Raw genomic sequence first — 25,876 nt, forward strand, 5'->3', positions numbered from 1 at the left:
CTCACCTAAGAGCTTTATTCTTCCTCTTCCTCACCAATAGTGGTCTCTGCGTCATCCGCATCTAGTAGAGATTCTACACTCTCTTCATCCTGTTCCGTGGCGGTTTCCGGTTGTTCTTCGTCCGTGTCGGCAGCCGGCTCCGGCGCGTCCTGGATTAGGAACTGGCTCGTCATGGATTTCTTGCGATCCGCGCAGGTCACCACGGTCACGCCGCCGATATAATCCTGCACGGTTTGCAGCATCTTTTCGGGGGTAGCCAACACCATATGGAAACCGAACTTGGTGAACACGTCCATCGCGCGGCGCGTAAAGCGGGCGTCGGCGCGGTCAAACGCTTCGTCGAGAATCACCGTGCCGTAGCGCGAGCAATCGCCGACCACGCACGTCCGGGCGCGGGCCTCACTCAAGCCAGCGCCGGTGAGTTGGTAACGCAGGGCGGCCGCAAGGCAGAAGAACACGAGCTTTTGCGCCTGGCCGCCGGACAAGCCCTCGGCAGAGTCGTACACTGCGCCGCGGGAACCGTCCAGGTTCAGCTCGACGCCTAGGAAGGTGACGTGCTTGCGGGTATCTAGGCGGAGGCGGTAGATCCGCTCGGGGGATTCATCGGAAATCTTGAGCAGCTCAATGACTTCCTTGAGCTTGAGGAAGCGCTCTTCGCTATCCAGGGCGTCCTCGTCATTGAGCACGCCGTCCACAACCTCGCGCAGCTTTGCCACGAAGTCGCGCGCCTCGGCGGGCAGGGCCTCGCGGGCCTCGATCTGCAGGTGGGCGCCCGGCTCGAACTCCGTGGTGGAAAGCGACTCGTTGATCAGCTCCATAGCATCCCGGATCTCCCGCGGGGCGCTCTGGATCTGGTACAACAGCTTGTTTAGGTTCTGCTTGGTCTGCTCCCGCAGCATTTCGCGGAAGCGGGCCTCGAAGTTGGGCAGGTCATCCTCCTCGAGGCGGGCCAATAGGGCGGCGAAATCCCCGCGGTAGGCCTGCTCCGCAACCAGGTCGCCGGAACGCTCGGGCCAACGGCTCAGGAAGCCGAGCATGGCCTCCATAGCAAGCCGCTCCTGGCGCTGGATCTCCCGGTTACACTTGGTGATCTGCTGGTTGAGTTCCTTGCTCACGCGGTCCTTGACCTGCAGGATATTGTCCGAGCGGATGGAACGCGTGTAGTTGAGGAAGCGGCCGTTCAGGCGTTCCTTGACCTCGTCGGTAAGCTCCCCAAAGTCCTCAGCCTTTTCCTTGAGCTCGCGGCACAGGTCTTCGGACTGACGGAGTTCCTGCAGGTAGCCACCGCGCTGGCTGGTCAGCTCCTCGGCGAGGGTCATGGATTCGCGGAGGCGGTCCTCAACCCCGGTAAAGCGCTGCTTAAGCTGCTTCAGCTCCACCTGGGCGTCGACAAGCTCGTCGATGCGGCCCTGGCAACGGTGCACCTCCCGCTTGCACGCCTCAGTATCGATGGCGGAGAAGTCGGTGACATTGATAATCTCGCGGCCGGCTCGCAGGCACTCGTAATCGCGGTTCGTGTTCTCCTCGAACACGGCGGCGTCTTCATCGGCCTTGGCCAGGCGTTGCTCGGCGGCGGCGATGGCGGAAGTCAGGGCGTCGATCTTATCGTCGTTGCTGCTGCTGAGCACCCAATGCGTGCGGTCTGTAAGCAGCTGGCGGTCGTCCTTCTCGTGTTGCCGCGCGCTGTGCTTCACCTGGCCGCTGCGGGTCACGGCGCGGCGCTGGCGGCGAAACTCCTCGACGGAATCCACGCAATTGTAATCAAACTTTAGCGCCAGCTGCTGCTGAATCCACGTGTGGAAACGGCCGGGCTCCACCTGAATCTTCGTGGCCAATGTTCCGGCGCGGAACACCGCCTGGTTGCGGGGATCGTCCGCACCCGTGGAACGCACATAGCTCAGCTTGGCCCCCAGATTGGTCTTTTCCACCGCCTCGGTGAAATCCGCGTAATGCTCATCGGGGACCAGCATCGTGCGGGCAAACTCATACATGGCGCGCTCCGCGACGGCCTGCCAGCGGTGCTCGTCCGGGTCTACCTGGATTAGCTCGGCGATAAAGGGGAGATCGTTGTGCTGCAGGTCAAGCAGCGAACACAACTCCTCCCGGGCCGTAAGCAGGTCACTGTCCATCGCCGAATGATAGGTGCGCACGGCCGAAAGCTCCGCACGCAGCATTTCCAGACGATCCTGGATCACGCGGTGGGCGCCGTAGAGTTCCTGGCGGCGGGCGCTGTATTTCAGGGCGCTTTGCTCGAGTTCCTCACAAAGCTCCTGCACCTGGAGCCGCATATCAATAAACCCTTCGCGGGTTTCCGGGACGGTGGCGTCCAGCACCTCGGCATTGGCCTCGAACTCGTCGCGCTCCTTCTGGGTGGCCAAGAGCCGGATCTGGGCGCGCTCGTGGTCATGCCGCGCGTTCACCAGGCCGAGCCCTTCGCGGCCCTGGATCAGATCGCGGACCTGATCGCGCTCGTGCTGGTAATGCTCCACCTGCTGCTTCGCCGCCGTGAGCTCTTCCTCCACGCTGGTCACGCAGGCGCGCACCTCCAGCGTCTTCTTTTCCGCCTCCGTCAATCGGTGGCCGGTGATAAAGCGTTCCAGGTGATCGCGGTCCGCGGTGGCGAGTTCCAGCTCCTTGCGGGTGGCGGAAATGCCCTCGTTGGCCTTGCGGATCGGGGTCAGCGCCTTGATCTGCAGGCGCGCGTTCTGCACCGCCTGATACGCCGCATTCAGCTCGGTAAAGCCGTCCACGGCGGCGGCCGCCGTCTGTAGGGTCGGGGGCTCCGGCAGCATGAAATCGCGCATCAAGGCATTGAGATCGCCCAAAGATTTCGCGGATTGCGTGCGGTGCAGAAGCGTCAACGCGCCCTGGTCGGCGATGCCGAGCTCCTTGCGCAAGGCGTTCATAAACGGCGCGTGGTTCCGCTGGACCACCAATAGCTCCGGCCACGTGTGCTTGGCCTGGCGCAGGTTCAGCTCATCGCGGGCAAGCTCCTCGCATTCGGCAAGGTCCGCGGCGCGCGGGAACAGCAAAAACAGGTTGACTATATCGCTCGGGTGGTGGCATTGCGCGCTCAAAAACATCAGGCGCATGGCCGTAACAAGGTGCCCAGCGCCGTCATCGTAGGTCAGGGCGACGCCGGACCATTGCGGGCCGGTACGCAGATACGATTGCGTAAGCTCGTCGAACTCGCTCGAATGCTCTCGACGCCACGCGCCGCGGCAATACGTGATCAGGTTACGGCCGGAGCGCGTACCGGAATCCTGGGCCGCCGCATTGAAGCGCACGGTGACGGGCGGGACCAGCACTACGGAGACGGCGTCGATAAGCGTGGATTTGCCGGAGCCGGATGCGCCGGTAATCAGGTGGCCAGCGCGGGCAATGTCAACGGTATGCAGGCCGTGGAAGGTACCCCAGTTATAAAGCTGGATTTGGGATAGTCGGAATTGTCCGTTGACGTCACTATTCATCGTCGTCCTCAGAGGTTTCTTTCAGGGTCGCGCTGTGTTCACCGATCAAGCGCTCATAGCTCGCCGACAATGCGGAAATTTCCTCGCCCTTGAAAATCAGACGCAACACGGGCGAAATCTCGAAGCGACCAGCGGTAGAGGCGGCGCGCACGATAGCGTTCGCCTCCAATTTGCTCCACGCCGCATCGAACTTTTCACGCAGCGCGGATTCCTCCGTGCCGGACACCTCCTGGTAGGGAAGCATCGCCTCGAAAACTTCCTCCGCACCCACGACGGCGCGTTCACTGGGGCTAGTCATCACAAGGGCGTAGCGCAAATGCAGCAATATCGCGCTTTCCAGCAACGTCAGCGGCGTGCGCCGCATCAGCGTGGTTTTGCCCTCGACGTCGACGTCCCACGTCTTCGCGTAGGCGACGCCGGCAGAGTCATCCACATGCAGGGAAAGGAACAAATTATCTAGTTGCTGAGCAAGCAATTCCCGGTTCGCGGAAATGGTTCGGAATAGCTCCGGTGTTTGCTCCGCCGACACGTAAGGGCCCTGCAGCAACGCCGCGAAAGCTTGGCGTTGCATCGCGCTCAACGTGCCGGAATCACCATCCCGCAGCGTTGTTGCTCGTTCTTTACGTTCCGTCATGGATGCTCCTTTGTGACGGTTCTGCCGTTCCATGGCACCAATCGATCCAAACTCAAACTCGAATTACCAAAATCTGGCGACTGCGTGAACTCATACCGTGGCAACCGTGCTACCTTTCGATTCCCATAGGATGTGGTCCACATGACTTCCTCTGTACCTTCACCGCGTTCAGCATATTGGAGCGCAAGCTTTAACATGCCTACCACACTGGCAAGACCCTGTGTGGGTGGTCGAAGTTCAAATATTTCCGCGATGCTCGCCCGCGGATAATCCAAAAGTACAAGTTTTAGAGAAGCTTCTAGGTCGCCCCAGTCAATCTCGGATTCCCGGACGCGCTGGAAAAGCTCCAGCAGGTCGGTTTCGCGTTGCGGTGCGACCTCCATGCCGCCCTCGATGCGGTAATCCGTGGGATCGTCGAGCACCCACACGCCCACCGAAGAAAACTCGCGCGAGGTGAGCTCGATATCCACGTCGACGGGCAATTCCCAATCCAGGCTGCGGCTCAGCTTGCGGGCCTTTGCCTGCGCGCCGGCGATGGCGGTGGCCAGCGCCTGCTGAGACTCCGCGTCGCGGGATTGCACAAACCGCCGCAGGGAACGGGACAAGCCATTGATGGCAATGTAAACATCGCCGGACTGATCCTCAAGGTTGCGGATCAGCCAGCGGAGTTGGGAGCGCTGATCGGGGGTGAGGCCAGCGACAAACGGACGCTCCAAGATCACGTCCATGGTTGTTTGCAATAATGCGGAAGTCTCCCTGTCGAACAAAAGTTCGTAGAAGCCGCGGAAGGAACGGCCCGCCTCGGAGTTTTGGATCAAATCCACGCCGCGGAAAATATTCTCCAAGACATCGCGCGCGGAAATCTCTTTCAGCAGGATCTGCTCCCGCAATTCCTGATCCAGCTGCTCCGTTTCCGCAAGCACGCGGGCGAAATCGCCGGGAATCTCAGCGGCCAGCTGCAGGATATTCTCCGCCCGCTCGCGCGCCTGCTCCTCAGAAATCACATCCACGCCGCGTTCCCGGATGATCTCCTTGCGGCGCTCGAGGGCTTCAATTTGATCGTCAATACCTGCGAGAACGCGGGCCTCATCGCCGTCGGTATCGGAGGCAAGGTTTTCCAGCTGCTCGATCACCGTATTCAAACGTGAGCGCGTGGCAAAACGCGACGGCTCCCGAACCTGCGAAAGATAGTTCATGGCGCGATGCGCTGCGGCGGACAATTGATAGAACTCATCAACGGAGCCGCGCGGGCTGTGCCGATTCAGATAACCTGCACGAACCCACTCATTGACATACTCTGCCGTGCTGCGGGGAAGTTCGAATCCCGCCTCGCGCATTTCCCCCAATAAGGGGTCTAATTCATCTATCAGTTCGATACCAGTAATGCTGCGGCGGTCACCGGTATACACCGCCCCTAGAGCAGCTGCAATAACCGGCGCCAAGGGCGAACGCAGGAATGACCACGACGCTTTTTCGGTGGCAGCGGCTTGCAGCGCAAGCGCTTCAGCTATCGGATCGCGCACGACCAAGACACCCTCCTTTCGACGTCTTTTCTCCCGTTACTCTGACATTTTTTTCAGTGCTCACACAGAAGAACCCCTTTCAAGGTAACAACGACCACACATGGTGGGGGTAGCGCTTCTTAAACTTGGCAGGCCAGGGCACAAAACACCCCCCACCCCCAGGGGAGAAACAGAGCTTATAAGGCAGCGGCTCGTTATGCTGCGCGGAAACCACCATAGTCAATGAAGTTACAAAACTGATTCCACGCAATCGATAGCAAGAATCTTCGATAAGAAAATGCGTAGAGTTGCACAAAATCCCCCTTGCATTGACTTTTCATGGCGCCAACGCCGGAAGAACAACTGAACTATAATAGCTTCTTTGTTTCTTTTTCAGCGAAACCTAATGAGCTCTTAGTAATTCAGTTGTTCTACCATGCCAACTCTTAGTTACCGCTTGCGGTACAGGGATTTCCGCTGATACACCGGCTCAGAAGTCACCAGCACGCCCAAATTCCGGAAGATCCCCTCATCTACCGGCCCCAAAATCGTGGTGGTGTGCGCGTCACACCCGCGCAAACTCCGCAACTCAGCCAAGGCTTTACGCGCATCGTCGCTGGTAGCGGCGGAAACGGAAAGCGCGATCAGCACCTCGTCCGTGTGCAGGCGCGGGTTCCTAGACCCCAAGTGCTCAGTCTTGAGCGTCTGGATCGGCTCGATCGAGCTGGGCTCAAGCAAGTCAATGGCGCGATCGATCCCCGCGAGATGCTTCAATGCGTTCAATACGACGGCCGCCGAGCACCCCAGTAAGGCGGAGGTTTTCCCAGTGATAATCGCGCCGTCGGCAAGCTGCATGGCGGCGGCGGGCGCACCGGTAGCCTGCGCCAACGCTAACGCCGGTGCCACTACGCTGCGATCTTGGGTATCAATGCCGGCCTTGCTCATCACCATCGCCGCGCGGTCGGACTGCGTTGTGTCATCGGCGTCGGAACGCCGCTCCTCCACGAGCGCCTTGTAGTAGCGGCGAATAATTTCCTGCTCGGCGGCCACGCGGCAAACCTCGTCGTCGGAGATGCAATAGCCCGCCATATTCACGCCCATATCGGTGGGTGACTCGTACGGCGACTCCCCGGAAATCTCAATCAGCAACGCCTTGAGCAGCGGAAACACCTCGACGTCGCGGTTGTAACTGGTTACCTGCTTGCCGTAGGTGGTCAGGTGGAACGGATCGATGAGGTTGATATCGTCCAAATCCACGGTCGCCGCCTCGTACGCCAGGTTTACGGGGTGCTCGATCGGCAGGTTCCAAATCGGGAAGGTTTCAAACTTGGCGTACCCGGCGTTCACCCCGCGCTGGTGCTCGTGGTACACCTGCGAAAGGCAGGTGGCCAGCTTGCCGGAACCCGGGCCGGGCGCGGTGACCACCACGAGGTCGCGGGAGGTTTCCACGTAATCGTTTTGCCCGAACCCTTCTTCGGACACGATGCGCCGAATATCCGTGGGGTAGCCGGCGATCACCTTATGGCACGCAACCTTTAGCCCCAGCCGCTGCAGGCGTTCCTTGAACTCGTGCGCGGGCTGGTTGTCCTTTTCCAGCTGCGTGATCACCACATGCTCCACTAGGAAACCCCCTTCGCGGAACGCATCCACGAGCCGGAGCACGTCTTCCTCGTAGGTAATGCCGAGGTCGGCCCGCACTTTTTTGCGCTGCAGGTCCTTGGCGTTCATGCACACGACGATCTCCAGATCGTCCTTGATGCGCTCCAGCATGGCGATCTTATTGTCTGGGGTGAAGCCGGGCAGCACGCGGGAGGCGTGCATATCATCGAAGAGTTTCCCGCCCATTTCCAGATAGAGTTTCCCACCGATAGCTCGACGCCGCTCGTTGATGTGCTGTGATTGCATCTCAATGTAACGTTCGCGATCGAACCCAATTGCTTGCGGCATGTGTTTGGCCTTCCGTATGTATGGCGGTTCCTTAACCGTGGATATCTTAGTCCTCATCGCGCGCAATCTATTGCATGAGCCGGTCGGCTAAGCATGTAATTCGGATTCGACGTGCACGTTTCCGCAGCGTTAGGATGTGACTACTATGCCCGAAGGCCACGTCATACACCGGCTTGCCGCAGACATCGAAACTGCTTTCACCGACGGCGCTGTGGAGGTAAGCTCCCCGCAGGGACGGTTTAGCGACGCCGCGGCCAAGCTCACCGGCCACCGCATTCCCAGCGCCGAAGCGTGGGGCAAACACCTATTCGTGAGCTTCGACGCGCCGCAGCCCGAGCATATTGTGCACATTCACTTAGGTTTGATCGGCACGTTTCGCCTGGCACCGTTAGCGCCGCCGACCGGCCAGGTGCGGCTCCGCATTGCAAACGCTAAAACCGCCGCTGACCTGCGCGGACCCCAGTGGTGCCGGCTGCTTACCCCCGCGGAGATGGACGCCGCGATAGCCAAGTTAGGCGCCGACCCATTGCGTGACGACGCCGACCCTGCCGCAACCTGGCACAAAGTGCAGCGTTCCACGCGCTCCATCGCGTCGCTGCTGATGGATCAAAAACTCTTCGCCGGGGTGGGCAATATCTACCGCGCCGAAACTTTGTTCCGCCTGGGCATCAACCCCTTTGCGCCGGGTCGGACGCTGACCGAAGCGGAGTTTAACGCTATCTGGGATGACCTGGTGCAGCTTATGGCGGACGGGGTGACGGCTGGGCGCATCGACACGGTGCGCCCCGAGCATTCCCCGGAGCGCATGGGCCGCCCACCCCGCAAGGACGATCATGGGGGAGAGGTGTACGTCTACCGGCGGGCGGCGCAGCCGTGCTGGTGCTGCGGGGCCGAGATCGCGCACGCGATGCTGGAGGGCAGAAACCTGTTTTGGTGCCCGAATTGCCAGCGCGCAACTGATTAAGGCCCTTTTGCGGGTTTGTTACGGCCCCGTCGCACCCAAGGTCGGTCCCGCGAGTTTCGTGGCCAGATTCAGCGAATCAAGCAGTGTGGGGCCGACATCTAGCTTGATAAACAACAACACCGTTAGCGCCACGCACGCGTACACCGCCGCCTGCCGGAGCCACCGCTGCGCGCGGCGCATCAGGACCACCGCCGCTTGGGCGCCGAGCGCCGCACCAACCGTGTTGGCGATCAGGTCCCCGGTATCCGAATACCCGATCCGAAACATGTACTGCAGGGTCTCCAGCAAAAAACTGAACCCAAACCCGGCGAAGGATACTTGCCGCACAACATCTTTGCGGAAATAAAGCAGCGCGAACAGCAGGCCAAATGGAAAAAACAAGCTGAGGTTTCCCACCAGGTTCACTATGGGCGCGAACCAGGTACTCGCGGTGATAAAGTCCGCAAAGGGGATGAGTTCAAGGGATCGCCTCTGGTGCGCGCCGGTGCTCCACAGGCCGCCGATGGTGAACCATGTTTTCCCGAGCGTGAGAAACAGCATGGCGAGCACATAGAAGGTTAACGCTGAGCGCAAAAACCTTAAGTTTTGTCGAGGCATATCGGCTATGCTAATCAGCCGGTGATAGGAAGCCCAAAACCTAAACTTGGAGTGAGGCGAACGGTTCCCAGGGCAACAACCGCACCACGAACCACACCGTGATCACGACCCCCACCGCGATCGACGAATACCGCCAGTCATTCCACTTGGGGATCCGCTTCCCCAGGGTAGTGGCGAACCAGGAAAGCCAACTCCACCCCACCAGGATCAACGCGAGGAAACCCACCGCGTTGTAGTGCACCGCCGCAGGAATATCCAGGTGACACAGCGAATAGATCATGCGGGCGGTGCCGCAGCCCGGGCAATTGATCCCCAGCAGCGCCTTGGTTGGGCACAGCGGCGTCGGGCCGCCCGGCGTCGTTGGATCCGCCAATGTCAGCAAAAAACACCCACACATCGCTCCCGCCGCCACCGCCAGCGGAGCTGCCGGTGACTGATGGGTGCATGTATGAGTGTGAGTTTGCATAGTGCTTAATTTAACGCATGGTCCGCGTTATCCCGCATTCACGGAACCTGCAACGAAGACGCTCAGGATCAGGTACAGGACGAGGCCCACGACACCGCAGACCGCGGAGATAATGGCAAACTTCTTAGCGCTTTCAGAAGCCTGCGCCGCTTCCACAACCTGCCCCTGTCCCCACAACTTGTCTACCTGCAGCGACTGATAGATCGCGTAAGCGCCGATCGGGAGGCAGCAAAAGAGGGTGGAGAGGATCGTTAGAATTAGGTAGTTTTCCGGCTTTTGGCCACCAGCGTTAGATGCTGGCTCGCTAGCAAACGGGTTCGTCATATGAACTCCTTAGTCGAATCGATTGTTTTACACAAAAACGATTCGACCATATCAACATCGCTTCTGGCCGCTCAAGTAATACACCTTTTGCAAGCACCTTTTCTACCCCTTTATTGGGGTATTCACAGCATCGGTAATGCTCGCAATTAAGTTTTATTACCTCCCCAAAGCTTAAATTTTAAGACCCGACTCAGCTCGCCGGATCCGCGCGGCCAAAATCGACACATAGCAAAGGCGACACCGGACGCCCAGAAATGATTTTCAAAAGCGATTTGTCAAATGTGTCCTAGGCCATACGGGGAAAACAACAATGGCCGCGTCGACGTCACGCGGCCAAGTGCTGTGAGAGGCATCAGTACGTGGAGGTACCGCCTGCCCCTGAAATGATGGCAACCAACACAAATACGAAGTACAGGACAGCAAGCACGCCCGTGCTCGCCGCGCTAGCGATAGCAAATAGTTTTGCTTTGCGAGCGCTCTCCGCCGCTTCAGCGGGCAGACCCATCTCCCAATTCTTATCCACCTGCATGGAGAAGTAGATACCAATAGCCCCAAGCGGAAGGCAGCACATAATGGTCGTCAGGATTGTCCAGAGCAGGTAATTCTCCGGCTTCATCGGAGCACCGCCCGGATAACCGCCGTAGCCTTGGTTGTTGTACTGCGGCTGCTGCGCGTTTGGGTCATACGGGTTATACGGATCTGTCATTCAAAGCTCCCTAGGTATTGTCGGCAAAGCTAGGTATCACACTATCGGATCGCCCTAAGTATTTTAAAGGGGCACTTCCGAGGAAATACTCAGAGTGTACTTAAGCTGCAGCTGAAGCGCATTGTTTTCTTTCCGAGTGTGTACCAAGTCACCTCGCTATTTCACCACAAGGTTCACCATGCGGCCGGGAACAACAATGTGCTTCACCAATGTCTTACCAGCCACATGCCCGGCAACGTTTTCATCGGAAAGCGCCGCTGCGACCACGTCATCGTTCGTCGCATTCACGGCCACATTGATGCGTCCGCGCACCTTGCCGTTGACCTGGACGGGCAGCTCAATGCTGTCATCGACCAACCATCGCTGCTCAAAGGACGGGAACGGCTGGTACGCCAACGAATCCGCATTGCCCAGGCGCGACCAGATTTCCTCCGCGATATGCGGGGCCACCGGGGCAACCATCAGGACCAGCGGCACCACGGCGTCACGCGGGGCTCCCTGCGGGTACGTCTTGGTCAGGTAATTCACGTACTCGATGAGCTTGGCCACCACGGTGTTCATGCGAAGATTCTCATAGTCTTCGCGCACACCTGCGATTGTGCGGTGCAGGGCCTTATTGTCGGCGTCGTTGAGCGAGGCGTCGATAAGCGCAAGTTCACCCGTGTTTTCATCGACGGCCAACCGCCAAAGCCGCTGCAAGAAACGCTGCGCGCCGACAACGTCCTTGGTGGCCCACGGGCGTGAGGTGTCCAACGGGCCCATCGACATTTCATACACGCGGAGGGTGTCAGCGCCGTAGTTATCGCAAATTTCGTCGGGGGAGACGGAGTTCTTCAGCGACTTGCCCATCTTGCCGTACTCTTGTGCGACTTCCTCGCCGTTGTAGAAGAACTTGCCGTCCTTTTCTTCCACCTCGGCGGCCGGCACGTACACCCCGCGGGCGTCGGTGTAGGCGAAGGCCTGGATGTATCCCTGGTTAAACAGGCGACGGTAGGGTTCGAACGAGCTTACGTAGCCAAGGTCGAATAGCACCTTGTGCCAGAAGCGCGAGTACAGCAGGTGCAAGACCGCGTGCTCGACGCCACCGACATACAGGTCCACGCCGCCACAATCGCCATCGAACTGAGGGCCGGTCCAATAGCGCTCATTTTCGAGGTCGCAGAACGCGTCATTGTTCGCCGGGTCGATATACCGCAGCTGGTACCAGGAAGAACCCGCCCACTGCGGCATTACGTTCGTATCGCGGCGGTACTTCCGCGGGCCGTCTCCGAGATCCAGCACAACCTCCACCCAGTCACGCGCCTTCGCCAGCGGCGGGTGAGGTTCGGAATCCGCATCGTCCGGGTCGAAGGATACCGGCTTGTAATCCTCCACCTCCGGCAATTCGATGGGGAGCATCGATGCAGGTAGCGCGTGCGCAATGCCGTCCTCGTCATACACGATGGGGAAGGGCTCACCCCAGTAACGCTGCCGCGCGAAAAGCCAGTCGCGCAGCTTGTATTGGATCTTTTCGCGCCCGACACCGTGCTGGGCGAGCCACGCGATCGTGGCCGCGATCGCCTCGTCCTTAGCCATGCCATTGATATCCAAACCGAAATCATTGGCGGAATTCACGCCGGTGCCGGATTCCACAAAGGCGGCCTCGGCGACATTTCCACCCGCGACCACTTCAATGATCGGAAGCCCAAACACCGTAGCGAATTCATAGTCGCGCTCATCGTGGGCGGGCACGGCCATAATGGCGCCGGTACCGTAGCCGGTCAGCACATAATCCGCGATAAACACGGGGATTTCCGCGCCATTGACGGGGTTGACGGCGTACGCACCGAGGAATACGCCCGTCTTTTCCTTATTCTCTTGGCGTTCCAGGTCGGATTTCGCCGCGATGTCCGCGCGATACCGTGCCACGGCTTCCGCAGGCGTGTTCGCACCATACGTCCACCGCGTATCGACGCCGTCGTAGTTACCGCTGCCGCCGGCCACCAGGGCGTCGACAAGCTCATGCTCGGGGGCGAGGACCATATACGTGGCGCCGAACAGGGTATCGGGTCGGGTCGTAAACACGGTGATCGGGTAACCCTGGCAGCGGAACTCCACCTCGGCACCCCGGGAGCGCCCAATCCAGTTGCGCTGCATGGAACGCACCTTATCGGGCCAGTCGAGCTTGTCTAGGTCATCGATCAAACGATCGGCGTACGCGGTAATGCGCATCATCCACTGGGACAGCTTCTTACGGAACACCGGGTAGTTGCCGCGCTCGGACTTGCCGTCCGAAGTCACTTCCTCATTGGCCAGCACCGTACCCAAGCCGGGGCACCAGTTCACCGTTGAGTTCGAACGATAAACGAGGCGGTAGGAATCAATAACCTGGGCCTGCTGCACGTGGTCAAGCTCGTTGAAATCCGCCGCGCCAAACTCTGCGGGGACGGGGCGCTCGCCGGACTTCAGCAACGGAATCAATTCCGCGATCGGGCGGGCCTTGTTTTGCTCGGTATCAAACCAAGCGTTGAAGATCTGCAGGAAAATCCATTGCGTCCAGCGGTAATAGTCGGTGTCCGTTGTGGCCACGGCGCGACGCTTATCGTGGCCCAGGCCCAGGCGATTGAGCTGGCGTTCCATATTGTCAATGGATTCCTGCGTTTTAATGCGCGGGTGGGTGCCGGTTTGGATCGCGTATTGCTCGGCGGGCAACCCGAACGCATCGTAGCCGAGGGTGTGCAGCACGTTTTTGCCCAGCATGCGGTTGAAACGCGCGAAGGTATCGGTGGCTATATAGCCCAATGGGTGACCCACGTGCAGTCCCGCCCCCGATGGAAACGGAAACATATCCTGAACAAACAGCTTGTCCTGCGGCAACGGTTCCTCAGTGGCCAGCGCACCAACCGGGTTCGGGGCATGGAACGTGCCCCTGTCCCGCCAATAGTGCTGCCAGTGCCGTTCAATAGTGCCGGCCAACTGAGGGGAATAACGAAACGCAGGTGACTCACTCGGATTGTTCATGCAGAACAGTGTAATCCGTTGGATTCACAGCTTTAGATTAGGTACCTTCGGAAGCCCGCACGTCCGCTGCAATGAATTCCAAACCGTCGCTGTCTTCTTCTTGGGCCACGCGGTCGATGTGGCCCTTGGCCAGCTTATTAATCACGAGCGAAATCGCACCGTCACCGGTCACGTTGCACGCGGTACCGAAGGAGTCGATGGCGATATAGGCGGCGATCATCAGCGCCACCTGGTCGGTATCAAAGCCCAGCATGGATCCCAACAGACCCACCGCCGCCATGATCGCACCGCCTGGCACGCCGGGGGCGGCGATCATGGTAATGCCCAGCATCAGGATAAAGCCGATTGCCTTCCCCGTGGATACTTCAATGCCCGCCATATAGACGATGGCGAACGCGAACAGGCCGATCTTCAGCATCGAACCCGCAAGGTGAATGGTTGCGCACAATGGCACGGTAAACCCGGCAACGCCCGGTGCCACGCCGTTTCGCTTCACGCACTCATAGGTCACGGGGATCGTTGCGGCGGAAGAAGAGGTACCCAGCGCCGTAGCGTAGGCGGGCATCATGCGCATCAAGCACGTAATGGGGTTTCGGCCGGAGACGGCACCCGCGACAACGAATTGCACGAGCAATAGCAAAACGGTCAGGACAATCGCCAGCACCAGCACCTTTACAAATTGCTGCAGCACGATCATCAGGTTGCCGTTCATGCCCATGGACAGGAACACACCGAAGATAAACACCGGCAGCAGCGGGATCACAAACTTAGAAATCACCCGCATGATCACGCGCTCTAGGTCACGCAGCCCGGCATACATGGTGTCGCTCTTTACGGCCGTCATGCCGACGCCGATGCAGAAGGCCAGCAATAGCGCGGTGAGCACGCCCATCGGTGGCGGCATCTCAATGGTGAAGTAGGATTCCAGCGCGCCTTTCTCAATATCCACGCTCTTCATCACCGTTTCGCCTGCGAGCAGGCTGGGGTAGATGAACAGTGCGGCACCGTACGCCACAAACCCGGCAAAGATGGTCGATGCGTAGGCGACTGCGGTGGTGATGGCCAACCACTTTCCTGCGCCCTTGCCGATTCCTGCGATGGCTGGCGTGATCAACGAAAAGATCAGCACGGGGATAAAGAAACCAAGGAAGTTTCCAAACAACCCGTTAAAGGTTACGAACACGCGAGCGAGTTCCGCTGGGAAAAACAAGCTGCATACGATACCTAAGATGATCGCCACAATGATCCGGAACAGCAAGGATTGCGCTGCCACTCTTAGTAGGTCCATGAGTACTCCATAGTGTCCAATTTTTCTTCACACTGGTTCACTGGGAGACGTTACTGCACGCACCTCACCGGCAGATTCATTGAGGTGGATTTCACGCCAGCCCGGAATGCTGGATTCTTGGGCCCGATGACTACACTGACAGCTATGATCGTGTTTGCTGTGTTGCTGCTGGTGCTCGCTGTTTTTACCACCGTGGTCGGGGTGCTGGCATGGCGGATGAAGCTGCCCGGCAACAGCGTGATCGGCATTCGCGTTCCGGAAGTGCGGAAATCAAAGGAGTACTGGGATACCGCGCACAGCATCGCTGGCCCCCTCTGGACCCTCGCCGGAATCACACTTATGTTCGGGGGATTCTTAGCCTTTAGCGCCACCGGCTGGATGTGGCTGCTTGTCGTGGTCACCGTCGCCGCGTGGCTGGTGTTTTTGGGCATGGGCGCGGGCATGGCGGCACACACTGTTGCTTTGATGGATGCCCGCGGGTGCTGTTCCGAAAAACCTGCGGAAGACCCGGCGTCGGATTGCGGGGTTTCGGGAGGTTGCGGTTCGTGCTCATTGAATGGTGCGTGCGAGGGCGGCGTGCAGATTGACCTTGATGCGGCTCGTCGTGCGGCCGCGGCGTCGGACGAGTAACGCATGGCCACGCCGGAGTTTATTGTGCGTCTCCGCGAGCGCATTGGCCACGATGAATTGTGGCTGCCGGGCGTGACGGGCGTGGTGATTGAGGGGGATAGGGTGCTGCTCGTGCAGCGTAACGATAATTTTCAGTGGACGCCGATTACCGGCATTTGCGACCCCGCCGAACAGCCCGACGCCGCGATCCGCCGCGAATGCACGGAGGAAACCGGCGTAACGGTGCGCGTCGAGCGGTTATTGTGGGTGCGCGCCGTCGGCCCATTAACCTATCCGAACGGCGACCGCGCTTCCTACATGGATACCGCATTCCGCTGTTCACCGGTGCAGGGCGAGGCGCACATCGCCGACGATGAAAATGCCAACGTTGCATGGTTTCCGCTCACCGCCCTGCCGCCGATGCAGCAACGGTTCCGCGACGTGATCGCCCATGCGCTTATCGACGCCGCAGCTGGCTGGGGTGTTGGTTAGCTGCGGCGTTGGCGTTTGCGCGGTGTGTTGGTTCGCCGGTGGTGTTTGGCTTGGCGGGCGCGTTTCTGCAGTTTCGCCAGTTGGCAGGGTGGTTTGGCCCATGATGGCCTGGGTGGTACGTAGTCTGTGGGTGGTTCTTGGGGCCATTGATCATCCGGTGGGGGTTCGGGGTGTGGGGCTTCGGGTAGGGGCGGCAATTCGGTGGGGATATTGGCAACCAGCCGGTGGCGGGCGAGGTAGCGGGCGCGTTGCCGGTTGCGGTAATTGATTAAGGTGGTGCCCCACCGGCCGAAATCCTCCCGGATCGGCGGCTGCTGGTAGTCCGCATCGGTTTTCGTCGGCTGGCCATGGCGGGTGGTAATCCCTGCGGGGCAGCCCACCACATGGCCGGCAAGCACCCCCTGCGGAATCGTGGTAATCGTCGCACCCGTGGCAAACCGCCACGTGACATTGCCATAAGCATCGGTGGAAGCGGTGGCATGCCGGTCGGTTTTGAAATTATGGTGATGCCGACACAAACACTGCAGATTCGACGCGGTGGTCCACCCACCGACCTCATGGTTGATCACATGATCAATGTCACAAAAGGTAGCGTCCATGGTGCAGTCCGGGAACCGGCAGGTGCCATCCCGGCCCATGATCAACAAGCGTTGCTCCTCGGTGGGATCATGCGCAGCCCGCAACACCTCAGCCACATCGCCAATATTGGTGTAGGCAATATCCCGGCCGCTAATCCGCCTGCGTTGGGCCCCGGTGAGTAATCCCACCCCATGCACCCGCTCCGGGATCACCTTCGTGGCCTCGGTAAGGGTACCAAGCCCAAACAGGTGGACAGTACACCCAGCATCCCGCTGCTCCCCACTACCGCAAATACGATTGGTAATGATCTCATCTTCCCGCAGGTTTAATTTTTTCGCCCCAGCTTGAAGGCGCTGTTTAATCTCATGGGCTTCATCACTAGGTAGGGTCACATTGAGCACACTGACCCCAGCATGCGGGCTTTCCCACAATTCCACCCCACACATCGCCGTAATCCGGGCGGCCATCGCCTCCTCGGTTAACGCCTCCTCCGGCGGGGTTTCCTCCACAATGTGTAACCGGATCAGGGTATCGCGCAGCACCTGCCGGATCCGCCGCGTACTCGGCAACGGCTGATTCGCCCTGGTTGGGGTAAACAACCCCACCAGCACAGTATCGATATCACGCCACACATACCCCGGGGCATCCAAGGACACCGTCACCAAGGCAAACCAAATCGTCCGCAACCGCTCATAATTCAAATAATTGTGCTCCAGCGCGTGCGCCTTCAACCCGGGAAGCCGCTCATGCAGCAGGAAACACCCACCCACAATGTTATACATCCGCGCTTCAGAATACGTGCCACTATGCACCGCGAATTCCTTCACCAACGCGCGGATATTCAACCGGTGCACATCCAACCCAAAGGTCGCCAACAACCAATTATGTAAAAACACCCGATTGGCCTCCAACTCGGCAGCACCAATGAAATTCTGCGGATCATCCACCACAAACCCCACCACCGAATCCACCGGATCCACCTGTTGTGTCGTCATCGCCCCGCGTCACCTCCCGAAACCCTTCCCGAACATCTATGTACTGTATAGCCCTCATTCTACCCAGCGAGCACACCCGCTACCAGGGTCGCAACCACGCACAACACCTTGAACACAACCGGAACACCACCCCCACCACACCCCTCCTGAACAGGCAAAACAACACCCAGACCCGCGGTGGGCAACACAACCCTTGCCCACACCCAGACCATGGTGTAGCACACCCACCACACCCACCAGCATCCGCCACACGCCCCCAGGCGCACCAACAGCGCACTAGGGACCAAAAACCATCAAACAACACACTGAAGCCCACAGCAGAAAACACTATGAGCTTGACCACAAACCCAAATACACCAGCAGGGGTGAATGAAACCACCCCCACCAGCGACAACCTCAACGAGATCCAGCGCTAAGTCTACCCCTATAACAACACCTCAAGATACGGTTTCAGCACCCGCCACACCCGCAATGCTTCGGCATAGGCAACGAGACGGTCCAAATCCTTATCCGGCCGCCTCACATATAACTCCAGCGCCTCGATAAGACTCCGCTTGTCTAATTGCCCTCGGCTGCGCACCAGATCGCAGATTGACCGCTCCACATCGTAGGCCGGCACGAGGTTCCCCTCGGGTGTACGCACCGAACTTCGGCCCAAATCGAAAGCGCTTTTCTTTACGGAAAAGACCTCAAATCCTTCGCCGCGCAAATTCGTGGCGTTATACCCGGTAGGGACGGTTACATTCACTCTCACGGGTTCGTATTCGCGCACGCCGTGCAAATACAAGGCGGTGAGATGCGAAAAGACTAAGCGTTCTACGCGGCGGTGCAGCACCCATAACTCATCTATCCAAACGCCCGGTTCCGCGTATACGCCGTGTGCCACACGCTCCAAACCTTGATTGCGCACAAAAGTAAGAAATGTAGGTGCAGAAACTCCAGTAGCCAGCGCATCGCGGGTACAAATGATCCCTGCGTTCGATTTCATGAGCTTGGATAGTACTTCTGCGGAAGACATACACCCCTACCTTAAGATCAAAGATTTGCGCCCAAATTCTCCGGGCTAAAGACACACTAGTATCCACAACCTACACACCCCCTCTTGCCCCCAAGGACTTACAGGAAGCATATAAACTGTGTACCGTACTCCTATAACACTCATAGCTTTAAGTAAAGGGAGGTTGCGTCATGAAGATGACACAACCACAATACGACTCAGAACCCGTAATGAATGCAGCACCCTCAGACCTAGACCAGCATTCGACTCAGTTACTAGTCGAAAAGGTCAAGAATCGTTCCGCCACCGAGCACCTTTCCGGGGACGAGGAAGCCATCCTCACCCAGATCGGCGCGCTTACTCAAGCAGGAGAAGAACTCCATCCTACACTGGCGGGCTTGCTCACACTAGGCCGAAATCCGCAGAAGTTCTACCCGCAACTATCAGCGACTATAGTGGTGTTACCCACCAAGAAATTCGGGGATCGCGGCCCGGATGGCAAACGTTTTCTTACTAGTCGCAGGCTGAATGGCACGATTCAGCACATCACCGAGGCCGCACCCCGCGAACTCGAACAGTTTTTCCCCGCCTCCGCGCACCACAAAAACTTCGAAGGCAAGCGCCGCGTCGAGCTTCTCGACGTCGCGCGCTCACTCATCTACTGCGCGCTCACCGAACGCGACTACTCACCGCAGTCGCACGGGAGCTCACTTCAGATCGAGCTGTATCCGGACCGCTTGGTGCTCCACTATCCGGGCAAATTTGAGGAGCAAGCGAGATGGAATAACCAAGGCATCCAAACGCTGATGAATACGTTGGAAGTTTCAAATTACAAACGCAGCGTCTCGGAACTTACTGATCAGTTAACTTCGGTGGACATCCCGGCACCTACAATTAATCAAGAACGCCAGCGGGTGCAAATAACTTTGGTCCGCTGAATTTAACATCAGTCCCGCCGCCTTGCCGGGTGTATTGAAAATAATACTTTGTCCACCGCCAGATTTCGCCGTTCGGATAAATGTTCGATACATTCTTATAGGCAACTACTTTGCAGCTTCTTAGCAGCCCCACTCGACCGGTCGGTTATATAAACTGCGCCGCTTAAATTTGGCAAAATTAATTATTACTATTTCCCCGGTAAACTGCCATGTTTGCTATCGCGATTGATGCATTCACAGCGTCTCCGATCTAGCTAATCTCATAGCTATTGAATTAGCCTAGAAAATCACCCAAACGTCCACCCGGCGCCACGCCCGACGACCGCCTACACCTAGGCGATGTTTCACGTGAAACATTGACTCGGCTGCGAGTTGCCTTTAGCCAAGGTGCGGACTAGGATATGCGACATGTCGAACAATCTGACCCGTGGCCGGTCCAACTGGTGGTGGCGCGCTAGCTAGCGAGCCACCGGATTATCGACACATGTAAGGCTCGCAAGCTTCACTTCGAAGCGCGGGCCTTTTGCGTAGCTCCAGCAGGTTCTTGCCGAGAAGTGAAGATACATCACTTTGAAAGGCAAACCCGCACAATGAGCACCCCTGAGGTCCAATACCGCGACACCCTCATCGACGCCTATTTCGGCGAGTTCGGCGGCCAATACGTCCCCGAAATGTTGTACCCAGTCCTCGACGAGCTCGAGCGCGCCTATGTGGATGCTTTGGAGGACCCCACATTCGCCGAAGAACTCCATTCCCTTTATGTGAACTACCTTGGCCGCCCGACCCCGATCACGGAATGCGCCAATTTGCCACTGCAAGGCAAAGGTAAAGGGAAGGCCCGGATTTTCCTAAAGCGTGAAGATCTCGTCCACGGCGGCGCACACAAAGGAAACCAAGTCATCGCGCAGGCGCTGCTAGCCAAACGCCTAGGCAAGACGCGGTTGATCGCCGAGACCGGCGCCGGCCAGCATGGTACTGCCACCGCGATGGTCGCCGCGTTGTTCGGCATGAAGTGCACTATCTACATGGGAGCACGCGACGTCGCAAGGCAACAGCCAAACGTGTACCGCATGCGCCTCATGGGTGCCGAGGTAGTTCCGGTGACGGAGGGGGAGGGCAATGGCCTGGAAAACGCCATCGACGTCGCGCTGATGGACTGGGTCGAGTCCTACCATGACACACACTATTTGCTCGGCACCGCGGCGGGCCCGCACCCGTTCCCGAAGCTGGTCAAGGAGTTCCAGGCCGTGATTTCACGTGAATCGCGGGAGCAGATGCTGGAGCGTACCGGCGCGCTGCCGGATGTGGTGGTCGCGGCGGTGGGCGGCGGCTCGAACGCCATCGGCGCATTTGCGGATTACCTCACGGACAAGGAGGGTAACCAAGACGTGCGCCTCATCGGCGTCGAACCCGCCGGCGAGGGCTTGGATTCCGGCAAGCACGGTGCGCCCCTGTGTCGCGGTCGGGTAGGCGTGCTGCATGGTTCCCGCTCGTACGTGATGCTGGGGGAGGACGATAGCGTGCTGCACTCCCACTCGGTGTCGGCGGGCCTGGATTACCCGGGCGTCGGGCCGGAGCACGCATACCTGCTGGAATCGGGCCGCGCCGAGTACGTCGGCGTAACCGACGCGGAGGCGCTACAGGCCTTCCGCATGCTGTCCCGCTACGAGGGCATTATCCCGGCCTTGGAGTCCAGCCACGCATTGGCTTACGCGCTGAAGCTGGCCGAAAACGCGGAAGAAACCGGGGAGGAGATCAATATCCTGGTCAACCTTTCCGGCCGCGGTGATAAGGACATTAATTACGTCCGCCTGCTGCTCGGCGACCTCGCGGGCCAGGACCCCACGGAGCACCCGGTGGGCTCGTTGAACGTGGCCGCCGCCATCGCCGAGCTGTCCGGCGAGATTGTGGAGGGCGAATGATCCCGAGGTTATTGTCGCGGCCTGTCCGCTACCATGAGGACGCCTCCGCGTTGTTTCAGCACCTTGATAACGCCGGCGATGACGTCGTGCTGCTGGAAAGCGCCGATATCGCCTCCAAAAAGGGCCTGACCTCCATCGCCGTGCTGAAGGCCAGCGCGCGTGTCACGTGCAACGGTCAGCGCGTCACGGTGACCCCGCTTACGCCGTCGGGGGAGTTGATAGCCCGCCGCGTGCACGAGCAATTGGGCCCTGACCTGGTATTTCCGCCGTCGCAGGAGCTTGATGAGCGGCAGCGCCTCACCGCGCTCAGCAGCATCGAGGTGCTGCGGCGGTTGCAGCTAGACCCGGGCTATGAGATCGCTGGTTGGCCGTTCCTAGCGGGCGGTTTCGCCTTCGATTACCTGGCCACCTTCGAGTCGCTGCCCGAGGTGGCGGATTCGGTGAATGCGTACCCGGATTACGAGTTCCTGGTTGCGGAGGTGTTGCTCACCATCGATCATCAGCAACAGACCGCCGAGCTGCAGGCGCTGTCCTTGGACCCCGACTGCGACCTTGCGGAAATGCTGGCCTCCCTCGCCTCGCTTATCGACGCCGCGCCTGCCGCACCTGCGCCTCCCACCCCCGCCGCCGAAACCATGACAGCGGTGGCCGATATCTCGGATGCAGAATTCCGAGAGCAGGTGGTGGACCTGCAGGAGCATATCTACCGCGGCGATATCTATCAGGTGGTGCCCGCGCGTACCTTTACCATCGCCTGCCCGGACGCCTTCGCCGCATACCGGGTGCTGCGCGCTACGAACCCGAGCCCGTACATGTTTTACGTGCGCACCGGCGGCTCGGAGCTTTTCGGTGCTTCGCCGGAATCCAACCTAAAGTTTACGGCCAGCACTCGTCAGGTAGAGCTGTACCCGATCGCCGGCACGCAACCACGGGGTGCCACGGATGAATTGGATATCCGCAACGAATTGGAGCTGCGCACGGATGCCAAGGAAATCTCGGAGCACACCATGCTGGTGGATCTGGCCCGCAATGACCTCGCCCGGGTCGCCGTGCCGGGCACCCGCAAGGTTGCCGAGCTGATGAAGGTGGACCGGTACTCCCGTGTCATGCACCTAGTGAGCCGGGTGACCGCCACCTTGGATCCGGAATTGGATGCATTGGATGCTTATCGAGCCTGCATGAATATGGGTACACTCACTGGCGCGCCGAAGTTGCGAGCTACGGAGCTATTGCGCGGCGTCGAAAAGCATCGGCGGGGGTCCTATGGCGGCGCGGTTGGGTATTTGCGCGGCGGGGGAGACATGGACACGTGCATTGTGATTCGCTCGGCGTTTGTGGCTGATGGCTACGCTGCGGTGCAAGCCGGGGCGGGAATCGTGCGCAATTCGGACCCGCAATCGGAAGCCGACGAAACCTTGAACAAAGCCTATGCCGTGTTGGACGCCATCGCCGCTTCCGCCGGCGCACACCTGGAGGTGCAACGGTGAAAATCGTGCTCATTGATAACAGGGATTCCTTTGTATATAACCTTATGGACGCGTTCGCCGGGCACGAATGCACGGTGTTCCGCAATACCGTCGCCGTGGCGGAAGTCCTCGCAGCGGAGCCGGACGTTGTTTGCCTTTCGCCCGGGCCGGGGCATCCACGTGAAGCCGGCAACCTGATGGAGATCGTGGACGCCACGTACGGTAGGGTGCCGCTGCTGGGGATCTGCCTCGGGTTCCAAGCCATTCTGGAGCACCTGGGTGAGAAGGTGGTGCCGTGCGGGCCGATGCACGGTGTGGCGGATTCGATGAAGCTCACGCCGGAGGGTTACGAGTTTTTCGGAGGGGAAACCAAGGTGGCTCGATACCACTCGCTGGGTTCCGTTTCCGTGACGCAAAGGCTCCGCACGTTGGGCACCTGCTCCTCGGAGATCGGGGACGTGATCATGGCCGCGTATTCGCCCGAAGATAGGGTGCTCGGCCTGCAATTCCACCCCGAATCAATCCTCAGCCCGACCGGGCCGCACATTTTGGAAAACGCACTGACACGCTTAGGAGTACGCTCATGACAAAACCGCTTGATCTGCTGCGCGCCTACCTGGATAATCCCGCGCCCACGGTGGAAGAGGCGCGGGCGGTGTTTACCCCGCTGACTATCGGCACCTATGAGGATGTGCATATCGCCGCGTTGCTGGCGACGATCCGCGCGCGCGGCGAGACGGTTGCCGATATCGCGGGCGCGGCGCAGGCCTTCCTGACCGCCGCGCGGCCGTTCCCCATCACCGGGGAAGGGGTGCTGGACACCGCTGGCACGGGCGGCGATAATGCCAACACCATCAATATTTCCACCGGTGCCTCATTGGTTACCGCAGCTTGCGGCAGCATGGTGATCAAACACGGCAACCGTTCGGTGAGCTCAAAGTCGGGTTCGGCGGACGTGCTGGAGGCGCTGAATATTCCGCTGGACCTTGACGTCAAACGCGCCGAACGGCAAGCCCGGGAAGCGAACTTTACCTTCCTTTTTGCGCCGGCCTATCACCCCGCGATCGCGCTGGTAATGCCGGTGCGCAAGGCCCTTAAGGTGCCCACGCTGTTTAATATTCTCGGTCCGCTGCTCAGCCCCGCACGGCCGAAGCTGCAGATTATGGGCGTGAATAAGCCGTCGCTGGGCGAGCCGGTGATTCAGGTGATGAAGGAGCTTGGCCGCGATCGCGCGCTGTTGGTCCACGGTTCGGGCACCGACGAATTCGCAGTGCATGGCCCCACCGAAGTTTGGGAGTTGCGCGACGGGGAAATTACGCATTACACGGTGACGCCCGCAGACCTCGGCGTGGCCGAACACAAGTTAAAGGATCTGGCTGGCGGGGATGGTGCGGAGAACGCGCAGCACCTCCGCAACGTGTTCGCACGGCAAGGCTCGCTTGCTCACTTGGACGCCATTTCCGCCAATGCGGGGGCGATGCTGTACCTGCACGGGCGCGTGGATACGCTTGCCGAGGGCACGAACTTGGCCAAACAGCAAATCCTCGACGGCGCGGTGCACGAGTGGCTGCAGAAGCATGAGGAGGCCAATTATGGCTGAAATTCCGACGATTCTTCAGGGCATCGTTGAAAATCGGCGCTCACACGTCCCCAGAATCGCCGAACGCATCGATGGGACGTTTACCCCTAAGCCTTCCGTTAGAAGCCTTTATAGCGCATTACACGGCGCCAATAAATTTGTGATGGAGTGTAAATCCGCGTCTCCGTCCTTGGGATTGATCCGCGCTGACTACCATCCCGGCGACATTGCGCGCGTGTATTCCCGCTACGCCGCCGCGATTTCCGTGCTTTGCGAGCCGGATCGCTTCGGCGGCGACTACGACCACTTGGCCACCGTGGCGGCGAGCACGCACCTTCCGGTGTTGTGCAAGGACTTTATTATCGCGCCGGAGCAGGTTCACGCCGCCCGGCTATTCGGTGCGGACGCGATCCTGCTGATGCTGTCTATTTTGTCGGACGAGGAATACCGCGAACTTGCGGCCTTAGCGGGGGAGTACAACCTAGACATCCTTACGGAGGTCATCGACGAGTCGGAGATGGAACGCGCGACGCATTTGGGCGCGCAGATCATCGGCATCAATCACCGCAATTTGCACGACCTGTCCATCGACCTATCCCGTTCGGCGTTGTTAGCACCGCTCGCCCCGCCCAACACGGTTGTGATCGCCGAGTCTGGCATCCGAGATCACTCGACGGTGCGCGCGATCTCCAAGCATGTTAATGGGTTTCTTGTGGGCTCGCAGCTTACCGGCCAGCCAGATATCGACCGCGCCTGCCGTTCGCTCGTGTTCGGCGACAACAAGGTTTGCGGCTTAACCACGCCCCGCGCCGCGCAACTCGCCCGCGCACACGGCGCTGTTTACGGTGGCCTGATCTTCGAAGCTGAGTCTCCGCGCAATGTTTCACGTGAAACATCCCAAGAAATCATGGCGGCCGAGCCCGCGCTTACATACGTAGCGGTCACCCGCCGCACACGGGGCTTCGAGGAGCTAGATATCCCAGGCATCGAAGCCATTCAGGTCCATGCGCCACTCCAGCCGACCCTCGCCGAGGAGCTTTCGCTTATCGACGCCGCGCGAACCGCGCATCCCGGCAAACAAATCTGGCGCGCGATTTCCATGACCCACCCCGATGGGCCCGAGTTCGCGGCTCAGCTCGTCGATCACGTGGACATGCTCGTGCTCGATGCTCAGGAGGGTGGCAGCGGTACCAGCTTCGATTGGTCCACCATCCCAGATCACATCCGCGAACGCAGCCTGCTCGCGGGCGGGATCGGTCCGAGTAACGCCGCCGAAGCCCTCGCCGTCGGATGCATAGGTCTGGATCTTAACTCCGGTGTGGAGTACGCACACAGCAACGAAAAGGACGCCACGAAGGTGGCCGCCGTATTCTCAACTATCCGAAAAGACAGGTAATCCAC

Annotated in this window: 21 protein-coding genes; 9 read left to right on the forward strand and 12 right to left on the reverse strand. The window is 59.4% G+C overall.

Features of this window, described 5'->3' with window-relative positions:
* Window positions 1–14: 14 nt before the first annotated feature.
* The 4 genes from CCANI_RS13320 to CCANI_RS13335 form a co-directional block, all read right to left on the reverse strand.
* Window positions 15–3,470 (reverse strand): ATP-binding protein, encoded by a 3,456-nt coding sequence (locus CCANI_RS13320; RefSeq protein WP_146325255.1) that lies wholly within the window; start codon window positions 3,468–3,470, stop codon window positions 15–17.
* Window positions 3,463–4,104, reverse strand: a complete 642-nt coding sequence (locus CCANI_RS13325; RefSeq protein ID WP_146325254.1) for a DUF4194 domain-containing protein — start codon at window positions 4,102–4,104, stop codon at window positions 3,463–3,465. Before CCANI_RS13325 ends, CCANI_RS13320 begins: the two co-directional genes overlap by 8 nt.
* On the reverse strand, window positions 4,101–5,627 hold the full coding sequence (locus tag CCANI_RS13330) for a DUF3375 domain-containing protein (protein ID WP_186750345.1): 1,527 nt from the start codon (window positions 5,625–5,627) through the stop codon (window positions 4,101–4,103). Before CCANI_RS13330 ends, CCANI_RS13325 begins: the two co-directional genes overlap by 4 nt.
* 429 nt (window positions 5,628–6,056) lie before the next feature.
* Window positions 6,057–7,553 carry a DUF1846 domain-containing protein gene (locus CCANI_RS13335; RefSeq protein WP_146325283.1) on the reverse strand — a complete coding sequence of 499 codons (1,497 nt, stop codon included), beginning with the start codon at window positions 7,551–7,553 and terminating at the stop codon, window positions 6,057–6,059.
* A gap of 145 nt (window positions 7,554–7,698) precedes the next feature.
* Here CCANI_RS13335 and CCANI_RS13340 point away from each other — a divergent pair, with 145 nt between their 5' ends.
* On the forward strand, window positions 7,699–8,517 hold the full coding sequence (locus tag CCANI_RS13340) for an Fpg/Nei family DNA glycosylase (protein ID WP_146325282.1): 819 nt from the start codon (window positions 7,699–7,701) through the stop codon (window positions 8,515–8,517).
* Between the two features lie 18 nt (window positions 8,518–8,535).
* Here CCANI_RS13340 and CCANI_RS13345 read toward each other — a convergent pair whose 3' ends face one another.
* The 6 genes from CCANI_RS13345 to CCANI_RS13370 form a co-directional block, all read right to left on the reverse strand.
* Window positions 8,536–9,114, reverse strand: a complete 579-nt coding sequence (locus CCANI_RS13345; RefSeq protein WP_146325252.1) for a VanZ family protein — start codon at window positions 9,112–9,114, stop codon at window positions 8,536–8,538.
* 40 nt (window positions 9,115–9,154) lie between these two features.
* A complete protein-coding gene (locus tag CCANI_RS13350) occupies window positions 9,155–9,580 on the reverse strand; it encodes a DUF2752 domain-containing protein (protein WP_246118284.1) in 426 nt (141 codons plus the stop codon).
* A 27-nt stretch (window positions 9,581–9,607) separates the two neighbouring features.
* Complete coding sequence (locus CCANI_RS13355; RefSeq protein ID WP_146325251.1) at window positions 9,608–9,904, reverse strand: CD225/dispanin family protein; 297 nt, start codon at window positions 9,902–9,904, stop codon at window positions 9,608–9,610.
* A gap of 352 nt (window positions 9,905–10,256) precedes the next feature.
* Window positions 10,257–10,610 (reverse strand): CD225/dispanin family protein, encoded by a 354-nt coding sequence (locus tag CCANI_RS13360; RefSeq protein WP_146325250.1) that lies wholly within the window; start codon window positions 10,608–10,610, stop codon window positions 10,257–10,259.
* 156 nt (window positions 10,611–10,766) lie between these two features.
* Window positions 10,767–13,610: a leucine--tRNA ligase gene (leuS, locus tag CCANI_RS13365; protein ID WP_146325249.1), complete on the reverse strand. Its 2,844-nt coding sequence runs from the start codon at window positions 13,608–13,610 to the stop codon at window positions 10,767–10,769.
* A 37-nt stretch (window positions 13,611–13,647) separates the two neighbouring features.
* Window positions 13,648–14,898, reverse strand: coding sequence for a dicarboxylate/amino acid:cation symporter (locus tag CCANI_RS13370; protein ID WP_146325248.1), 1,251 nt, complete (start codon window positions 14,896–14,898; stop codon window positions 13,648–13,650).
* A 144-nt stretch (window positions 14,899–15,042) separates the two neighbouring features.
* Here CCANI_RS13370 and CCANI_RS13375 point away from each other — a divergent pair, with 144 nt between their 5' ends.
* Window positions 15,043–15,528 carry an SdpI family protein gene (locus CCANI_RS13375; protein WP_246118283.1) on the forward strand — a complete coding sequence of 162 codons (486 nt, stop codon included), beginning with the start codon at window positions 15,043–15,045 and terminating at the stop codon, window positions 15,526–15,528.
* A 3-nt stretch (window positions 15,529–15,531) separates the two neighbouring features.
* Window positions 15,532–15,999, forward strand: a complete 468-nt coding sequence (locus CCANI_RS13380; protein WP_146325246.1) for an NUDIX hydrolase — start codon at window positions 15,532–15,534, stop codon at window positions 15,997–15,999.
* Here the strand turns inward: CCANI_RS13380 and CCANI_RS13385 are convergent.
* A complete protein-coding gene (locus tag CCANI_RS13385; protein ID WP_290211431.1) occupies window positions 15,996–17,573 on the reverse strand; it encodes an HNH endonuclease signature motif containing protein in 1,578 nt (525 codons plus the stop codon). The genes CCANI_RS13380 and CCANI_RS13385 overlap by 4 nt on opposite strands.
* A 424-nt stretch (window positions 17,574–17,997) precedes the next feature.
* Window positions 17,998–18,591, reverse strand: coding sequence for a type IV toxin-antitoxin system AbiEi family antitoxin domain-containing protein (locus tag CCANI_RS13390; RefSeq protein WP_146325058.1), 594 nt, complete (start codon window positions 18,589–18,591; stop codon window positions 17,998–18,000).
* Between the two features lie 170 nt (window positions 18,592–18,761).
* Between CCANI_RS13390 and CCANI_RS13395 the strand changes: the two genes are divergently transcribed.
* From CCANI_RS13395 to trpCF, 6 genes are all read left to right on the forward strand, one after another.
* The gene (locus tag CCANI_RS13395) at window positions 18,762–19,508 is read left to right on the forward strand and encodes a DUF8451 domain-containing protein (RefSeq protein WP_146325056.1); all 747 of its coding nucleotides are present in this window, start codon (window positions 18,762–18,764) and stop codon (window positions 19,506–19,508) included.
* A 590-nt stretch (window positions 19,509–20,098) separates the two neighbouring features.
* Window positions 20,099–21,430 (forward strand): tryptophan synthase subunit beta, encoded by a 1,332-nt coding sequence (gene trpB / locus CCANI_RS13400; RefSeq protein WP_146325054.1) that lies wholly within the window; start codon window positions 20,099–20,101, stop codon window positions 21,428–21,430.
* The gene (locus CCANI_RS13405; RefSeq protein WP_146325052.1) at window positions 21,427–22,917 is read left to right on the forward strand and encodes an anthranilate synthase component 1; all 1,491 of its coding nucleotides are present in this window, start codon (window positions 21,427–21,429) and stop codon (window positions 22,915–22,917) included. Before trpB ends, CCANI_RS13405 begins: the two co-directional genes overlap by 4 nt.
* On the forward strand, window positions 22,914–23,483 hold the full coding sequence (locus CCANI_RS13410) for a glutamine amidotransferase-related protein (RefSeq protein WP_281285005.1): 570 nt from the start codon (window positions 22,914–22,916) through the stop codon (window positions 23,481–23,483). Before CCANI_RS13405 ends, CCANI_RS13410 begins: the two co-directional genes overlap by 4 nt.
* On the forward strand, window positions 23,480–24,496 hold the full coding sequence (gene trpD / locus CCANI_RS13415; RefSeq protein ID WP_146325050.1) for an anthranilate phosphoribosyltransferase: 1,017 nt from the start codon (window positions 23,480–23,482) through the stop codon (window positions 24,494–24,496). Before CCANI_RS13410 ends, trpD begins: the two co-directional genes overlap by 4 nt.
* A complete protein-coding gene (gene trpCF, locus CCANI_RS13420; RefSeq protein ID WP_146325048.1) occupies window positions 24,489–25,871 on the forward strand; it encodes a bifunctional indole-3-glycerol-phosphate synthase TrpC/phosphoribosylanthranilate isomerase TrpF in 1,383 nt (460 codons plus the stop codon). Before trpD ends, trpCF begins: the two co-directional genes overlap by 8 nt.
* The last annotated feature ends 5 nt before the right edge of the window (window positions 25,872–25,876 follow it).

This window comes from Corynebacterium canis, from assembly GCF_030408595.1.
Lineage (GTDB): Bacteria > Actinomycetota > Actinomycetes > Mycobacteriales > Mycobacteriaceae > Corynebacterium > Corynebacterium canis.

What these genes read in the sequence shown, in the direction of transcription:
- trpCF (WP_146325048.1), top strand. Translation starts at nt 24,489, where the DNA reads ATGGCTGAAATTCCGACGATTCTTCAGGGCATCGTTGAAAATCGGCGC.
- CCANI_RS13350 (WP_246118284.1), bottom strand. Translation starts at nt 9,580, where the DNA reads ATGCAAACTCACACTCATACATGCACCCATCAGTCACCGGCAGCTCCG.
- CCANI_RS13380 (WP_146325246.1), top strand. Translation starts at nt 15,532, where the DNA reads ATGGCCACGCCGGAGTTTATTGTGCGTCTCCGCGAGCGCATTGGCCAC.
- CCANI_RS13345 (WP_146325252.1), bottom strand. Translation starts at nt 9,114, where the DNA reads ATGCCTCGACAAAACTTAAGGTTTTTGCGCTCAGCGTTAACCTTCTAT.
- CCANI_RS13360 (WP_146325250.1), bottom strand. Translation starts at nt 10,610, where the DNA reads ATGACAGATCCGTATAACCCGTATGACCCAAACGCGCAGCAGCCGCAG.
- CCANI_RS13355 (WP_146325251.1), bottom strand. Translation starts at nt 9,904, where the DNA reads ATGACGAACCCGTTTGCTAGCGAGCCAGCATCTAACGCTGGTGGCCAA.
- CCANI_RS13395 (WP_146325056.1), top strand. Translation starts at nt 18,762, where the DNA reads ATGAAGATGACACAACCACAATACGACTCAGAACCCGTAATGAATGCA.
- CCANI_RS13405 (WP_146325052.1), top strand. Translation starts at nt 21,427, where the DNA reads ATGATCCCGAGGTTATTGTCGCGGCCTGTCCGCTACCATGAGGACGCC.
- trpB (WP_146325054.1), top strand. Translation starts at nt 20,099, where the DNA reads ATGAGCACCCCTGAGGTCCAATACCGCGACACCCTCATCGACGCCTAT.
- trpD (WP_146325050.1), top strand. Translation starts at nt 23,480, where the DNA reads ATGACAAAACCGCTTGATCTGCTGCGCGCCTACCTGGATAATCCCGCG.
- CCANI_RS13390 (WP_146325058.1), bottom strand. Translation starts at nt 18,591, where the DNA reads ATGTCTTCCGCAGAAGTACTATCCAAGCTCATGAAATCGAACGCAGGG.
- CCANI_RS13370 (WP_146325248.1), bottom strand. Translation starts at nt 14,898, where the DNA reads ATGGACCTACTAAGAGTGGCAGCGCAATCCTTGCTGTTCCGGATCATT.
- CCANI_RS13325 (WP_146325254.1), bottom strand. Translation starts at nt 4,104, where the DNA reads ATGACGGAACGTAAAGAACGAGCAACAACGCTGCGGGATGGTGATTCC.
- CCANI_RS13320 (WP_146325255.1), bottom strand. Translation starts at nt 3,470, where the DNA reads ATGAATAGTGACGTCAACGGACAATTCCGACTATCCCAAATCCAGCTT.
- CCANI_RS13385 (WP_290211431.1), bottom strand. Translation starts at nt 17,573, where the DNA reads ATGACGACACAACAGGTGGATCCGGTGGATTCGGTGGTGGGGTTTGTG.
- CCANI_RS13340 (WP_146325282.1), top strand. Translation starts at nt 7,699, where the DNA reads ATGCCCGAAGGCCACGTCATACACCGGCTTGCCGCAGACATCGAAACT.
- CCANI_RS13375 (WP_246118283.1), top strand. Translation starts at nt 15,043, where the DNA reads ATGATCGTGTTTGCTGTGTTGCTGCTGGTGCTCGCTGTTTTTACCACC.
- CCANI_RS13335 (WP_146325283.1), bottom strand. Translation starts at nt 7,553, where the DNA reads ATGCCGCAAGCAATTGGGTTCGATCGCGAACGTTACATTGAGATGCAA.
- leuS (WP_146325249.1), bottom strand. Translation starts at nt 13,610, where the DNA reads ATGAACAATCCGAGTGAGTCACCTGCGTTTCGTTATTCCCCTCAGTTG.